Source organism: Streptomyces sp. NPDC102441, from assembly GCF_044765585.1.
Classification (GTDB): Bacteria; Actinomycetota; Actinomycetes; order Streptomycetales; family Streptomycetaceae; genus Streptomyces.
Genome location: NZ_JBIWKH010000016.1, coordinates 74,259 through 88,193, shown reverse-complemented (window position 1 = coordinate 88,193; position 13,935 = coordinate 74,259). Strand labels below are relative to the sequence as shown.

The 13,935-nt window shown below is 70.4% G+C and carries 10 protein-coding genes; 6 read left to right on the top strand and 4 right to left on the bottom strand.

Annotation, left to right across the window (positions count from 1 at the left end; genetic code table 11):
- Positions 1 to 12: 12 nt before the first annotated feature.
- Both cydD and ACIREO_RS31090 read left to right on the top strand, forming a co-directional pair.
- Positions 13 to 3,579, top strand: coding sequence for a thiol reductant ABC exporter subunit CydD (cydD, locus tag ACIREO_RS31095; protein ID WP_404116217.1), 3,567 nt, complete (start codon positions 13 to 15; stop codon positions 3,577 to 3,579).
- 62 nt (positions 3,580 to 3,641) lie between these two features.
- Positions 3,642 to 5,348 (top strand): GAF domain-containing protein, encoded by a 1,707-nt coding sequence (locus tag ACIREO_RS31090; RefSeq protein WP_404116215.1) that lies wholly within the window; start codon positions 3,642 to 3,644, stop codon positions 5,346 to 5,348.
- 19 nt (positions 5,349 to 5,367) lie between these two features.
- Here ACIREO_RS31090 and ACIREO_RS31085 read toward each other — a convergent pair whose 3' ends face one another.
- The 4 genes from ACIREO_RS31085 to ACIREO_RS31070 form a co-directional block, all read right to left on the bottom strand.
- Positions 5,368 to 6,210: a Cof-type HAD-IIB family hydrolase gene (locus ACIREO_RS31085; protein ID WP_404116213.1), complete on the bottom strand. Its 843-nt coding sequence runs from the start codon at positions 6,208 to 6,210 to the stop codon at positions 5,368 to 5,370.
- Between the two features lie 177 nt (positions 6,211 to 6,387).
- Positions 6,388 to 7,299 (bottom strand): LLM class flavin-dependent oxidoreductase, encoded by a 912-nt coding sequence (locus ACIREO_RS31080; protein WP_404116211.1) that lies wholly within the window; start codon positions 7,297 to 7,299, stop codon positions 6,388 to 6,390.
- Between the two features lie 93 nt (positions 7,300 to 7,392).
- Positions 7,393 to 7,935: an RNA 2'-phosphotransferase gene (locus ACIREO_RS31075; RefSeq protein WP_404116209.1), complete on the bottom strand. Its 543-nt coding sequence runs from the start codon at positions 7,933 to 7,935 to the stop codon at positions 7,393 to 7,395.
- Between the two features lie 342 nt (positions 7,936 to 8,277).
- Positions 8,278 to 10,056, bottom strand: coding sequence for an SDR family oxidoreductase (locus ACIREO_RS31070; RefSeq protein ID WP_404116207.1), 1,779 nt, complete (start codon positions 10,054 to 10,056; stop codon positions 8,278 to 8,280).
- A gap of 288 nt (positions 10,057 to 10,344) precedes the next feature.
- Here ACIREO_RS31070 and ACIREO_RS31065 point away from each other — a divergent pair, with 288 nt between their 5' ends.
- From ACIREO_RS31065 to ACIREO_RS31050, 4 genes are read left to right on the top strand one after another with little or no spacing between them, the layout of a single operon-like run.
- Positions 10,345 to 11,319: an ABC transporter ATP-binding protein gene (locus ACIREO_RS31065; protein WP_404116403.1), complete on the top strand. Its 975-nt coding sequence runs from the start codon at positions 10,345 to 10,347 to the stop codon at positions 11,317 to 11,319.
- Positions 11,309 to 12,217 (top strand): ABC transporter permease, encoded by a 909-nt coding sequence (locus ACIREO_RS31060; protein ID WP_404116205.1) that lies wholly within the window; start codon positions 11,309 to 11,311, stop codon positions 12,215 to 12,217. The genes ACIREO_RS31065 and ACIREO_RS31060 overlap by 11 nt, the downstream gene beginning before the upstream one ends.
- Entirely contained in the window at positions 12,214 to 13,125 is a 912-nt protein-coding gene (locus ACIREO_RS31055; protein ID WP_404116203.1) for an ABC transporter ATP-binding protein, read from the top strand. Before ACIREO_RS31060 ends, ACIREO_RS31055 begins: the two co-directional genes overlap by 4 nt.
- 30 nt (positions 13,126 to 13,155) lie before the next feature.
- The gene (locus ACIREO_RS31050; RefSeq protein ID WP_404116201.1) at positions 13,156 to 13,875 is read left to right on the top strand and encodes an ABC transporter permease; all 720 of its coding nucleotides are present in this window, start codon (positions 13,156 to 13,158) and stop codon (positions 13,873 to 13,875) included.
- Positions 13,876 to 13,935: the final 60 nt, after the last annotated feature.

Sequence of the window (13,935 nt, the reverse complement as noted above, 5' to 3'; positions counted from 1 at the left end):
GAGCTGTTTCACGTGAAACCGATCGACCCGCGTCTGCTCCGGTACGCCCGAGCCACCCGGTTCTTCCTGTCGGCCGTGGTGGCCCTGGGTCTGGTCGGCGCCGTCCTGGTCATCGCCCAGGCCATGCTCGTCGCCGAAGTGGTGGTGGGCGGATTCGAGGACGGGCTGACCGTCGCCGGGCTCCGCACACCACTGCTCCTGCTCGCCGCTGCCGCACTGGGGCGGGCGTTCGTGGCCTGGCTGACCGAACTGGCCGCGTACCGGGCGAGTGCCGCGGTCAAGTCCGAGCTGCGGGGCCGGCTCATGGAGCGCGCCTCCGGCCTGGGGCCGGACTGGCTGAGCGGGCAGCGCACCGGGTCGCTGATCGCTCTGGCCACCCGGGGCGTCGATGCCCTCGACGACTACTTCTCGCGCTATCTCCCGCAGCTGGGCCTCGCGGTCGTCGTCCCGGTGGCGGTGCTGGCCCGGATCGTCACGGAGGACTGGGTCTCGGCGGCGATCATCGTGGTGACGCTGCCACTGATCCCGCTCTTCATGGTTCTCATCGGCTGGGCCACCCAGTCCCGGATGGACCGTCAGTGGAGGCTGCTGTCGCGGCTCTCCGGTCACTTTTTCGACGTGGTCGCGGGTCTGCCGACACTGAAGGTCTTCGGGCGTGCCAAGGCGCAGGCCGAATCGATCCGCAGTATCACCTCGCAATACCGCCAGGCCACGCTGAAGACGCTCCGGATCGCCTTCCTCTCCTCCTTCGCCCTGGAACTTCTGGCGACTCTCTCCGTGGCTCTGGTCGCGGTGACGATCGGTATGCGGCTCGTCCACGGAGAGCTCGACCTATACACGGGCCTGGTGGTCCTCATCCTGGCGCCGGAGGCCTACCTCCCGATCCGCCAGGTCGGCGCCCAGTACCACGCCGCCGCGGAAGGGCTCTCGGCCGCGGAGGAGATCTTCGCAGTGCTGGAGACCGAGCCTGCGGCCGGCGGCCGTCAGGACGTTCCGCAGTCCCTGCGGCTGGAGCTGGAGGGAGTGACGGTCCGGCACCAGGGCCGCGCCGAGCCCTCGCTGGACGCTGCCTCCCTGGTGGTCGAGGAGGGGGAGACCGTCGCACTGGTCGGCCCCAGCGGGGTCGGTAAGTCCACGCTTCTCGGCGTGGTGCTGGGATTCACGGCGCCCGACGGCGGGCAGGTCCGGGTCGGCGGGACCGATCTGTCCTCCCTCTCCCCCGAACGCTGGCGTGAGCGGATCGCCTGGGTTCCCCAGCGCCCCCACCTCTTCGCCGGGACGATCGCGGAGAACGTACGGCTGGCACGCCCGGAGGCGGACGACGCCGCGGTCATGGCCGCGCTTCGGGAGGCAGGGGCGTACGAGTTCGTGGACGCACTGCCGGACGGCGCGGGAACGCCTCTGGGCGAGGACGGTGCCGGGCTCTCCGCGGGGCAGCGTCAGCGGCTCGCACTGGCGCGGGCCTTCCTCGCCGACCGGCCTCTGCTGCTGCTCGACGAGCCGACGGCGAGCCTGGACGGTGAGACGGAGGCGGGCATCGTCGACGCGGTGCGGAGGCTGGCAGAGGGGCGCACGGTGCTGCTGGTCGTGCACCGGCCGGCGCTGCTCGCCGTCGCCGACCGGGTGGTGACGCTGGAACCGGGGGAGTTCGGGGTGCCGGCGCAGGACGGTGGGACGGCTTCCGGTGTTCCCACCGCCCCGGGCGGTCAGGACGCGACCGAGCGCGCTTCAGTCGGGCCGGTCGATGCGGGACGGCCGGGCGTGGGGAAGACCGCGCTGCTCAGGAACACCGCCCCCCGGGCCGGGGGGCGCGTGCTGGGCAGGGTGCGTGAGGCCGCCGGTTCCCAGCACGGGAAGCTGGGTCTGGCACTGCTGCTGGGGAGTCTGGCCGTGGGGTCGTCGGTCGGTCTCATGGCCGTCTCCGGATGGCTGATCTCACGCGCCTCCGAGCAGCCGCCCGTGCTGTATCTGATGGTCGCGGTCACCGCGACCAGGGCCTTCGGCATGGGCCGGGCCGTCTTCCGCTACGCGGAGCGCCTGGTGTCCCACGATGCCGTGCTCAGGATGCTCGCCGAGCTCAGGGTGGCGGTGTACCGCGGGCTGGAGCGCGTCGCGCCCGCCGGTCTCCGGGCCACACGGCGGGGCGACCTGCTGTCCAGGCTGGTCTCCGATGTGGACGCGCTGCAGGACTACTGGCTCCGCTGGCTGCTGCCCGCCGCGACCGCACTGTTGGTCGGGACGGGTGCGGTCGCCTTCACCGGCTGGATGCTCCCGGAGGCGGGTGCCGTCCTGGCCGCCGGGCTGCTCCTCGCGGGCGTGGGGGTGCCGTGGCTGAGCGGCGCCTGCGCGCGGCGCGCCGAGCGCCAACTCGCTCCCGCCCGGGCCGCGCTGGCCGTCCGGGTCGCCGATCTTCTCGGCGGGACGGCGGAGCTGACCGTGGCGGGTGCGTTGCCCGCCCGTAAGGACCAGGTGCGTACGGCGGACAGCGTCCTGACACGGATCGCCTCACGTGCGGCGGCCGCGACCGCCCTGGGCGGCGGGCTCTCCGCCCTGATCTGCGGGCTCACCGTCGTGGGCGCGGCGATCGTCGCGCTGCCCGCGGTGGCGGACGGGCGGTTGGCCGGAGTGGGACTCGCCGTGGTCGTCCTCACGCCCCTGGCGGCGTTCGAGGCCGTGACGGGACTTCCGCTCGCGGTCCAGTACCGCCGGCGGGTCGAGCGGAGTGCGGAGCGGGTCTACGAGGTGCTGGACGCACCCGTACCGGTCGAGGAACCGGCGGACCCGGCCGAGGCGCCCGCCTCGCCCTTCCCGCTCGACGTACGAGGGCTGTCGGCCCGGTACCAGGGCGCGGAGCGCGATGCGCTGCACTCCGTCGGCCTGACGCTCCACTCCGGCAAACGGATCGCTGTCGTCGGCCCGTCCGGTTCGGGAAAGACCACGCTCGCCCAGGTGCTTCTCCGCTTCCTGGACGCGCGGGAGGGGACGTACCGTCTCGGTGGCGTAGAAGCGTCCGAGTTGGACGGCGACACGGTCCGGACCTTCGTCGGCCTGTGCGCCCAGGACGCTCACGTCTTCGACAGCTCCATCCGCGAGAACCTGCGGCTCGCCCGCACCGGTGCTACGGACGGACAGCTGCGGGACGCCCTCGCCTCGGCCCGGCTGCTGGACTGGGTCCGGTCCCTGCCCGACGGCCTCGACACGCTGGTGGGTGAGCACGGGGCCCGGCTCTCGGGCGGCCAGCGGCAGCGGCTCGCGCTGGCCCGCGCGCTCCTCGCCGACTTCCCCGTACTCGTGCTCGACGAGCCCGCGGAGCATCTTGACCTGGCGACGGCGGACGCGTTGACCGAGGATCTGCTGGATGCCACTCAGGGGCGTACGACCGTGCTGATCACCCATCGGCTGGCCGGGCTCGACGCGGTGGACGAGGTCCTGGTGCTGGACGGGGGCCGGGTGGTGCAGCAGGGGCCGTACGCCGCTCTGGCAGCGCAGGACGGCCCGCTGCGCAGGATGCTCGAACGCGAACAGAAGCCGGTGCGCACGGAGCCGGAGCGGAGGCGGGCGGTGCCTGTGCGGGTCTGAGGACGGTGAGACGGCTCCGGTTCCGACTTTCCGGACCATTCGGTGCTTACTAGGCTCGGGTCATGGCCGAGCAGGATCCGAAGGACGCGCCCGGGACCACGCAGCGGTCCGCCGGGAGCCTGCGAGGGCTCTCCGCGGAGCTGACCGCACGTGTTCCGCAGCTGCTGGAAGCGACGAGGTCCGTCGGTACGGGCCTCGAGCTCCACTCCACCCTGGAGCGCATCTGTGAGACCGCCGCCGAACTCGCCCACGCCCGCTACGCGGCCATCGGAGTCGTGGAAAGGCCCGGTGAGAGCCTCAGCGACTTCATCACGTACGGGGTGCCCGAGGAGACCGCCCGGGCGATCGGCCGGCCGCCCGACGGGCACACCGGTCTGCTGGGCGCGCTGATCGAGGAGGGCGTGCCCATTCAGCTGGAGGACCTGGCGGCTGATCCGCGCTTCGCGGGCTTTCCGGCCGCACACCCGAAGATGCGCACGTTCCTCGGGGTCCCGATCCGGGTCCAGGGCAAGATCTTCGGCAACCTCTACGTGATGGAGAAGCGCGGCGGGGACGCGTTCGGTGACGACGAACTGCACATGCTGCGCGTGCTGGCCACGGAGGCCGGGATCGCCATCGGTCACGCGCGGACGTACGACGCCGCGCGACAGCGCGAACGGTGGATCGACGGCTCGGTGGCCGTCACCACCGCTCTGCTCTCGGCCGGGGACGCCGACGAGGCACTGTCCGTCGTCGCCGAACAGGCGCGCCGCCTCGCCGACGCCGTCGCCGGCATCGTGCTGCTGCCGGCCGCGGGGGGAGGTCTGGAGATCGTCGCCGTCGCCGGGGCCAAGCCGTCCCAGTCCCTCGGGGTGATCATCCCGCCGCACAGCCCGGTGGTGGCGGCGCTTCTGAAGGGCGAGGAGGTGTTCCTGGACGACTCGGCGACGGACCCCCGCATGATCACCAGGCTGGCCGACCGGTTCGGTCCGCACATGCTGCTCCCCCTGCGCAGCGGCGGGCGGGTGCTCGGGGCGCTGTCCATCCCACGGGTGCGGGGTGGCCGTCCCTTCACCCGGGCGGAGCGGACGCTGGCCACCCACTTCGCCGCGCAGGCCGCACTGGCTCTGAAGCTGGCCGAAACCCAGCGGGACCGGGAGAGGATCGCCGTCTACGAGGACCGGGACCGGATCGCCCGGGACCTCCACGACCTGGTCATCCAGCGCCTGTTCGCCACCGGGATCATGCTGGAAGGTGCCCAGCGGCGCTCCCCTGTCCCCGCGGTGCAGGCCGGCATCGGACGGGCCGTGGACGAACTGGACGTGACCATCCAGGAGATCCGAACCGCCATCTTCGCGCTGCAGCAGGAGCCGGCCGAGGCGCCGTCGGGGCTGCGGACCCGTGTGCTCCGGGAGATCAACATGGCAGCGGTGCCTCTGGGTTTCATGCCCTCCCACCGGTTTCTGGGCCCTGTCGACTCGCTGGTGGGGGAGCTCGCGGGCAAGAACCTCATCGCCGCTCTGCGTGAGGCGCTGTCCAACACCTTCCGGCACGCGAGGGCCTCGCGTGTCGAGGTGAGGGTGGACGCGACCGCGGTGCTGCCGGACGGGAGGGACGCGGTCCGGCTGACGGTCGTGGACGACGGGGTGGGGATCCCGGACGGAGGCCGGCGCAGTGGCCTGCGCAACCTCGGGAGGCGCGCCGAGTCGCTGGGCGGTGCCGGCTGGTTCGGCCCGGGGGCCGGGGAGAGCGACAGCGGCACGACGGTGACCTGGCAGGTCCCGCTCTGACGTACGGACCGCCGAGGGCTCAGCGTGCGGCGAGGATCCGCTCGATGACGACCGCGACACCGTCCTCGTCGTTCGTGAGCGTCACACCGGACGCGGCGGCCACGGCGGCCGGGTGGGCGTTGCCCATGGCGAACGAGGCTCCGGCCCAGCTGAGCATCTCCACGTCGTTGGGCATGTCCCCGAACGCGACCACCTCGGCCCGAGCGATACCGCGTTCCGCGCAGCAGGCTGCGAGCGTGGCCGCCTTGGAGACGCCGAGGCCACTGATCTCCAGCAGCGCGGTGGGGCTGGACCGGGTGAACGACGCACGATCCCCCGCGAGCTCACGGGCCAGCGAGAGGAAGGCGTCCGGGGCCAGTTCGGGGTGGTGGGCGAGGATCTTCAGTACGGGCGTACCCGTGCCCGGTGCCTCCTCGTGGAGCAGCTTCTCCGCGACGGCGACGGTGGCACCCGGGTCCATGTGGAACGGGGGGTAGGCCGGTTCGTAGTGGATGCCGGTGGTCAGTTCGACGGCGAACGACACCCCGGGAGCGGCCTCGCGCAGGTTGTCGACCACGGCCAGGGCGATGTCGCGGTCCAGCGGAGAGACCTTGATCAGACGTCCGTCGTGGAGATCGGCGACCGCGGCACCGTTCGCACAGATCGCCATGCCATGGCTCTGCACGTGGGGGCTGACGACATCCATCCAGCGGGCGGGCCTTCCGGTGACGAAGAAGACCTCGATTCCCGCCTCTTCGGCGGCTGCCAGGGCGGCGGTCGTACGGGCCGACAGGGTTTTGTCGTCGCGTAGGAGGGTGCCGTCCAGGTCGGTGGCGATCAGCCGGGTCACGGCAGGCAGAGGCGAGTCTGTAGCTGAGGTCACCCGGTCATTCTCCCGCACGGAGTCGCACGGGCGTGCAGAGGGGCGCACATCTGAGAGCGCGAGTCTCTGAGCTGCGGAACATGTCACCGGCATATACCGAGGGCTTTTCGGGGGAACAGCCCAGGCCGGAGGCCCGGAGTGTCCCTCGTCCCTGCCGGGCGCCCGGAGCCGGATGGGTCAGCCGAACTGGGCAGGGCCCTCGGTGGCGATTCGCTCGAACACCTTGGTGTCCATGGCGAAGTCCGAGTCCGGCTCCGGCCAGTGGATGACGATCTCGGTGAATCCGAGGTCGAAGTGCGTTCCCGCGAAGTCGACGAACGCGTCGAAGGACCGCAGCGGCCGGCCGGGGGTGAAACCGGTGAGAAGGATCTTGTCCAGATCCGAGACATCCCGCCCGGCTTGCTCGCATGCCACGCCGAGTCGGCTGATCTGCCCTCGGACGGCTTCCACGGACTGCTCGGGGGTGCCGGCCTCGTACAGCTTCGGATCACCGGTGGTCACCCACGCCTGGCCGTACCGTGCCGCGAGCCTCAGTCCGCGTGGGCCGGTGGCGGCGACCGCGAAGGGCAGCCGGGGGCGCTGAACGCAGCCGGGGATGTTCCGGGCCTCGTTGGCGCTGTAGAAGCGGCCCTCCTGCGTCACGGAGGGTTCCCGGAGCAGCCGGTCGAGCAGTGGGACGAACTCGTCGAAGTGGTCGGCGCGTTCCCGCGGCGTCCACGGCTCCTCGTCGCTCCCGCGCAGCGTGGTGGCGTCGAAACCGCTGCCACCGGCGCCGATGCCGAGCGTGATCCGTCCGTCGGAGACGTCGTCCAGCGTGATGAGGTCCTTGGCGAGCGTCACCGGGTGCCGGAAGTTGGGCGAGGTGACGAGCGTGCCCAGCCGCAGCCGTTGGGTGGCCGCGGCGGCGGCCGTCAGCGTCGGGACAGCTCCGAACCACGGGCCGTCGCGGAACGTCCGCCAGGCCAGGTGGTCGTAGGTGTAGGCGGCGTGGAATCCCAGATCCTCGGCGCGCACCCACAAGGACCGGCCGCCCTCGTGCCAGCGGCGGATGGGCAGGATCACGGTGCTCAGTCGGCGGGAGGAGGTCATGGTCACGACTCTACGGCTGTGCCTCGGGGCCCTGTCGGAGACACCCGGCGGTGGCAGTGGGTGCACTGGATGGGCACTGAGCTGCGGAATGCCTTATCCAGGCAGGCGCAGGAAGGGCGGCGGCACGGAGTCGGTGAGCCATACCCCGTTGGTGCTGACATGGAAGAGGTGGCCCGCGCGGTGCATGGCGCCCGCGTCCACGGCGAGGACGACCGGGGCGCCGCGCCGCGCGCCGACCCGGTCCGCTGTCTCGCGGTCCGGCGAGAGATGTACATGGTGGCGGTTCATGGGCCGGAGCCCTTCGGCGCGGATGGCGTCGAGCACCCGTGCCACGGTGCCGTGGTAGAGGTACGCCGGTGGTTCGGCGGGGGGCAGGCCGAGATCGACCGTGACGGAGTGCCCCTGGTTGGCCCGGATGCGATCGCCGTCCACGGTGAACCGCTGTTTGTCGTTGACCGCGACGACATGGTCGAGGTCGTCCCGGGTGATGGTGAAGCCGTGCCGTGCGCAGGCCCGCAGCAGCTCGTCGACGGCCACCCAGCCGTGGGGGTCGAGACTGATCCCGATCCGGTCGGGCTCATGCCGCAGATGCTTCGACAGATACCTGGACACCTTGACGGTGCGTCGTTCGTCCATCCCGTCAGGGTGCCCAGACAGCTCCTCCCGGCGCACCTCGATTTCACCCGGGGTTTGGAGCACTCATGAGCGTGATCGGGTTTGATCCACAGCCAACTGGCTTTATCCACAGGCTTTTTGGCGCTCCTGTGGACAAGTGCTGCCAGAAATGAGGCATTTGCCCAACTAGTTTACCTGTGCGTACTTTTAGGGGCGCTTTGTGTTAAATGTAACCTGTGACTCAGCGTCCAGAAGCGGCACATGGGCAAGTGAGTTGCGTGGAGCAGGTGTTCAGGCGGCCGGGCGTAACTCGGCTCGCACTCGCGGAGATTGGCCGGCCTGGACCTGGGCCGGCCGCCGCAGTCACAGGGGTGGCTTCAGCCGGGCCACACCACGCAGCACCCGAGGGCTGATCCGTGACAGCAGCCGTGCACCTCGCGCCTCGGGCGTCACCGGCACCACCGCACGGTTGTGCACCACTGCCGCCAGGATCGCCCGAGCAACCTTCTCCGCAGGGTAGTTGCGCAGCGAGTACAGCCGGGCAGTCCGCTTCCTGAGCCGCGCCTCCTCCGCCGCGTCGGCTCCGACGAAGCGCGCGGTGCCGGTGATGCCGGTGTTGATGAAACCCGGGCAGACGGCGCTGACCCCGATCGACTGCTCGGCGAGTTCCGCACGCAGGCACTCGCTGAGCATCAGCACGGCAGCCTTGGACGTGCTGTAGGCGGGCAGCACCCGCGACGGCTGATAGGCCGCCGCCGACGCGACGTTGACGATGTGGCCGCCCTGCCCCCGGTCGGCCATCTGCCTCCCGAAGATCCGGCAGCCGTGGATGACCCCCCACAGATTGACGTCGAGGACCTTCCGCCACTCCTCACTCGTCGTGTCGAGGAAGGAGCCCGAGAGCCCGATACCCGCGTTGTTCACCAGGACGTCCACGACGCCGTGTTCGGCGGCGACCTTCTCGGCGAGCTCCTCCATCGCCTGCTCGTCCCCGACATTCACCACCTCGCCCCAGGCGCCGGACGCGCCGATCAGCCGGGCCCTCTCCGCCGTCCGGGCAACGCCCTCCACGTCCCGGTCGACGGCCACCACCCGTGCTCCCGCCTCGGCGAAGGACAGTGCTGTGGCCCTCCCGATCCCCGAGGCTGCGCCCGTGACGAGAACCAACTGCCCGCCGAACCGGTCCGCATGGGCACCAGTGGCCGTCGGACCCGGTGCCCCGGATTCAGCGGCTGCGTCCTTGCCGTCGGATTCCATGCCCACGAATTCGCTGATCCACGCGGCCAGCTGGTCCGGCCTGGTACGCGGGACCCAGTGCTTCGCCGGCAGGGTCCGACGCACCAACCGTGGGACCCATGCGTCCAGTTCGTCGTAGAGCGACGGTGAGAGGAAGGCGTCACCGGTCGGTGTGATCAGCTGCACCGGCACATGTGCGTACGCGTCCGGGCGCGGCCGGCGCAGGCGGGAGCGGATGTTGTCACGGTAGAGCCAGGCACCGTGTGCCGCGTCCCCCGGGAGCGACGCCGTCGGATATCCGTCCGCAGGCACCTTCTCCATCCGCTGCAGAATCCGCGGCCACTGCCTGCCCAGCACTCCTCGCCAGGCCATTTCCGGCAGCACCGGCGTGTGCAGGGCGTACACGTACCAGGACTTGGCGCCCTGGCCGAGCAACTGCCCCACCCGGCGTGGGCTCGGGTGGGACATCCGCTGCTTGATCCAGTGCCCGAAGTGGTCGAGAGAGGGGCCGGACATCGATGTGAACGAGGCGATACGGCCCTTGGTCCGCTCGACCGTCGCGAATTCCCAGGACTGGACCGAACCCCAGTCGTGGCCGACCACATGGACGGGGCGGTCCGGGCTCACCGCATCCGCGACAGCCAGGAAGTCGTCGGTCAGCTTCTCCAGGGTGAAGCCGCCGCGCAGCGGCTCGGGCGCCGTGGACCTGCCGTGGCCCCGGACGTCGTAGAGCACCACATGCCACCGCTCCGCGAGCCGGCCCGCGACCTCGGACCAGACCTCCTTGCTGTCCGGATAGCCGTGCACCAGCACGATCGTCGGCTGCGCGGGATCGCCCAGTTCGGCGACACACAGCTCGATCCCGCCCGTACGCACCCAGCGCTCACGCGCGCCTCGCAGATCCACGCCGCCTCCTGGTTTAGTGCCGGCGTTGCGGTACGCGTCCGTAACGTGACACCGCTGAATGTGGCAACCGGCGGACGGTCGCGTCAAGGGATGACCCGAACCTGTGGACAACACCCTGTGGACAAACCCGCTCCCGCGTCCTCCTCCCGTGGGGCCCCTACGGGTCCGTACGCCTGGAGTCTGACTCCGATACAGCCGCCTGGTCTGACGACTCCCGCGACGGGCGCCACTACCTTCGAAGACGTGACTGTGATCGCAACCGAAAGTCTGAGCAAGCGGTTCCCCAGGGTGACCGCACTTGACCGGCTCTCCTTGGACATCGGACCGGGCGTAACCGGCCTGGTGGGTTCCAACGGGGCCGGCAAGTCCACACTGATCAAGATCCTGCTGGGTCTGTCCCCCGCCACCGAGGGCCGGGCCGCGGTGCTCGGGCTCGACGTCGCCACCGAAGGCGCCGCCATCCGGGAGCGGGTCGGATACATGCCCGAGCACGACTGTCTGCCACCTGACGTCTCGGCGACCGAGTTCGTCGTCCACATGGCCCGGATGTCCGGGCTGCCGCCCACCGCGGCACGCGAGCGGACCGCGGACACCCTGCGCCACGTCGGGCTGTACGAGGAGCGCTACCGTCCCATCGGCGGCTACTCGACCGGCATGAAGCAGCGGGTGAAGCTGGCCCAAGCACTGGTCCACGACCCCAAGCTGGTGCTTCTCGACGAGCCGACCAACGGTCTTGACCCCGTCGGACGGGACGAGATGCTCGGCCTGATCCGCCGTGTCCACACCGACTTCGGCATCTCGGTGCTGGTCACCTCGCATCTCCTCGGGGAGCTCGAGAGGACCTGCGACCACGTCGTCGTCATCGACGGCGGCGCGCTGCTGCGCTCCAGCTCCACCAGCGACTTCACCCAGACCACCACGACGCTGGCGGTCGAGGTCACCGACAGCGACACCCACCCGGACGGCACGGGCGCCCTGCGCCAGGCCCTCGCCGGGGCCGGGATCAAGCTCGTCGGGCACGACGGCGTCGACGCCGAAGGGCTTCCGGGCGCCGGCCACATCCTCCTGGTGGAGGCCACGGGCGAGGAGACGTACGACATCGTCCGCGACAGCGTCGCCGGCCTCGGGCTGGGTCTCATCCGGATGGAACAGCGGCGCCACCACATCGCCGAGGTCTTCCGTACCGAAGAGGCACCACCGGCGGCCGTGGCCGTGACAGCGGGTGCCGGACAGCAGAAGGGGAGCGGTCGCGATGAGCACTGAGACCGGGACCGCGGCCGGGAGCGACACCTCCCGGATCCACAACATCGGATACCGCTCCTACGACGGCGTCCGGCTGGGCCGGGCCTACGCCCGCCGCTCGCTGTACTCGCAGTCCCTGCGGGGCTCGTTCGGGCTGGGCAGGTCCGCCAAGTCCAAAATGCTGCCGATGCTTCTGTGCGGGGTGATGTGCCTGGTGGCGCTGATCCTCGTCGCGGTCGCCATCTACGCACCCGGCATGACGAAGCTTCCCATCGATTTCACGGACTTCGCGGTCTACCTGCAGGCCGTGATCGGACTCTTCGTCGCCTCCCAGGCGCCGCAGTCCGTGTCCAGGGACCTCCGCTTCAGGAGCGTGCCGTTGTACTTCTCGCGCCCCATCGAGCGCGTCGACTACGTGGTCGCCAAGTTCGCCGCCATGGCGTCCGCCCTGCTCATCCTCACCGGGCTGCCCCTCGTCATCCTCTATGTGGGATCGCTGCTGGCCGAGTTCGACCTCGCCGATCAGACCAAGGGCTTCGGGCAGGGGATGGTCTCGGTGGCACTGCTCTCCGTGCTGTTCGCCGGGCTCGGACTGGTGGTCGCCGCGCTGACGCCACGCAGGGGCTTCGGAGTCGCCGCCGTCATCGCCGTACTGACCATCACCTACGGCGCGGTCTCCACGGTCCAGGCGATCGCCTGGCAGACGGACTCGGCCGCCGCCATCACGTGGCTGGGACTCTTCTCGCCCATCACGCTGATCGACGGCGTGCAGACCGCCTTCCTCGGGGCGGCCTCCTCCTTCCCCGGTGGGGAAGGACCCGGAGCCGCTGCCGGTGTGGTCTATCTGATCGTTGTTCTCGCGCTCGTCGCCGGCTCGTACGCCGTACTGATGCGCCGCTACCGGAGGGTCGGGCTGTGACCACCATCGAGATCGACCACACCTCCCGCTGGTTCGGCAACGTGGTCGCCGTCAACGACGTCAGCATGACCGTGGGTCCCGGAGTCACCGGGCTGCTCGGACCCAACGGGGCCGGGAAGTCCACGCTGATCAACATGATGGCCGGGTTCCTCGCGCCGTCGACCGGCAAGGTGACGCTCGACGGCACAGAGATCTGGCGTAACGAGGCGGTCTACAAGGCGATCGGGATCGTGCCGGAGCGGGAGGGCATGTACGACTTCCTGACCGGCCGCGAGTTCGTCGTCGCCAATGCCGAGCTCCACGGGCTGGGCGACGCGGCCGCGCACAAGGCGCTGGCCACGGTCGAGATGGAGTACGCGCAGGACCGCAAGATCTCGACGTACAGCAAGGGCATGCGCCAGCGCGTGAAGATGGCGTCCGCCCTGGTCCACGACCCCTCGGTGCTGCTCCTCGACGAGCCGTTCAACGGCATGGACCCGCGTCAGCGCATGCAGCTCATGGAGCTGCTGCGCCAGATGGGGGCGGAGGGGCGCACGGTGCTCTTCTCCTCCCACATCCTGGAGGAGGTCGAGCAGCTCGCCTCGCACATCGAGGTGGTCGTGGCCGGCCGCCACGCGGCGTCGGGCGACTTCCGGAAGATCCGCCGGCTGATGACGGACCGGCCGCACCGCTATCTCGTCCGGTCCAGTGACGACCGGGCCCTCGCAGCCGCGCTCATCGCGGACCCCTCGACGGCGGGTATCGAGGTCGATGTCACGGAGAAGGCCCTGCGCATCCAGGCGGTCGACTTCGGACGCTTCACGACGCTGCTGCCGAAGGTCGCGCGTGAACACGGCATCCGGCTGCTCACCGTCTCCCCGTCCGACGAGTCCCTCGAATCGGTCTTTTCCTATCTTGTAGCGGCCTGAGTAGTGGCCTGAAAGGAGCTGTGAAGCGTCATGTACGACCCCACAGTCGCCCGGCTCACCTACCGGGCCCTGCTCGGCCGGCGCCGGGCCGCCATCCTGTTCGTCCTGCCGGTCCTCCTGGTGGCCATCGCCGTGGCGGTACGGGCGTTCGCCGGAGCCGATGACGGCGTCGCCTCCGGGGTGCTGGGCGGTTTCGCCATCGCCACGATGGTTCCGCTCATCGGTGTCATCGCGGGTACCGGCGCCATCGGGCCGGAGATCGACGACGGCTCGATCGTCTATCTGCTCGCCAAGCCGGTGAAGCGGCCGACGATCATCTTCACCAAACTCATCGTCGCCATCGCCGTGACGATGCTGTTCTCGGCGCTGCCCACGCTGATCGCGGGGCTCATCATGAACGGCAACGGCGGACAGATCGCCGTGGCCTACACGATCGCGGCGCTGGTCGCGTCGATCGCGTACAGCGCGCTCTTCCTGCTGTTCGGCACGGTCAGCCGGCACGCGGTCGTCCTCGGCCTTGTGTACGCACTGGTCTGGGAGACCCTCGTCGGCAGCCTGGTGCCGGGGGCCAGGACGCTCAGCGTCCAGCAGTGGTCCCTGTCGGTCGCCGAGAAGGTCGCCGGGGAGGGCGCGATCACCTCGGACGTCGGCCTGCCGCTCGCGACCGTGCTGCTGGTCGGCGTCACGGCCCTGGCCACGTGGTACGCCGGTCAGAAGCTGCGAGCGCTGAAGCTCGCCGGCGAGGAGTGAGACCGGCCGCCGTGCACCACCTGCAACCCCCGCCCATCGGGCGGGGGTTGTTCCATGTGC

Coding starts and splice junctions, on each gene's coding strand:
- ACIREO_RS31090 (WP_404116215.1), top strand. CDS start 3,642: ATGGCCGAGCAGGATCCGAAGGACGCGCCCGGGACCACGCAGCGGTCC.
- ACIREO_RS31080 (WP_404116211.1), bottom strand. CDS start 7,299: ATGACCTCCTCCCGCCGACTGAGCACCGTGATCCTGCCCATCCGCCGC.
- ACIREO_RS31075 (WP_404116209.1), bottom strand. CDS start 7,935: ATGGACGAACGACGCACCGTCAAGGTGTCCAGGTATCTGTCGAAGCAT.
- ACIREO_RS31060 (WP_404116205.1), top strand. CDS start 11,309: ATGAGCACTGAGACCGGGACCGCGGCCGGGAGCGACACCTCCCGGATC.
- ACIREO_RS31050 (WP_404116201.1), top strand. CDS start 13,156: ATGTACGACCCCACAGTCGCCCGGCTCACCTACCGGGCCCTGCTCGGC.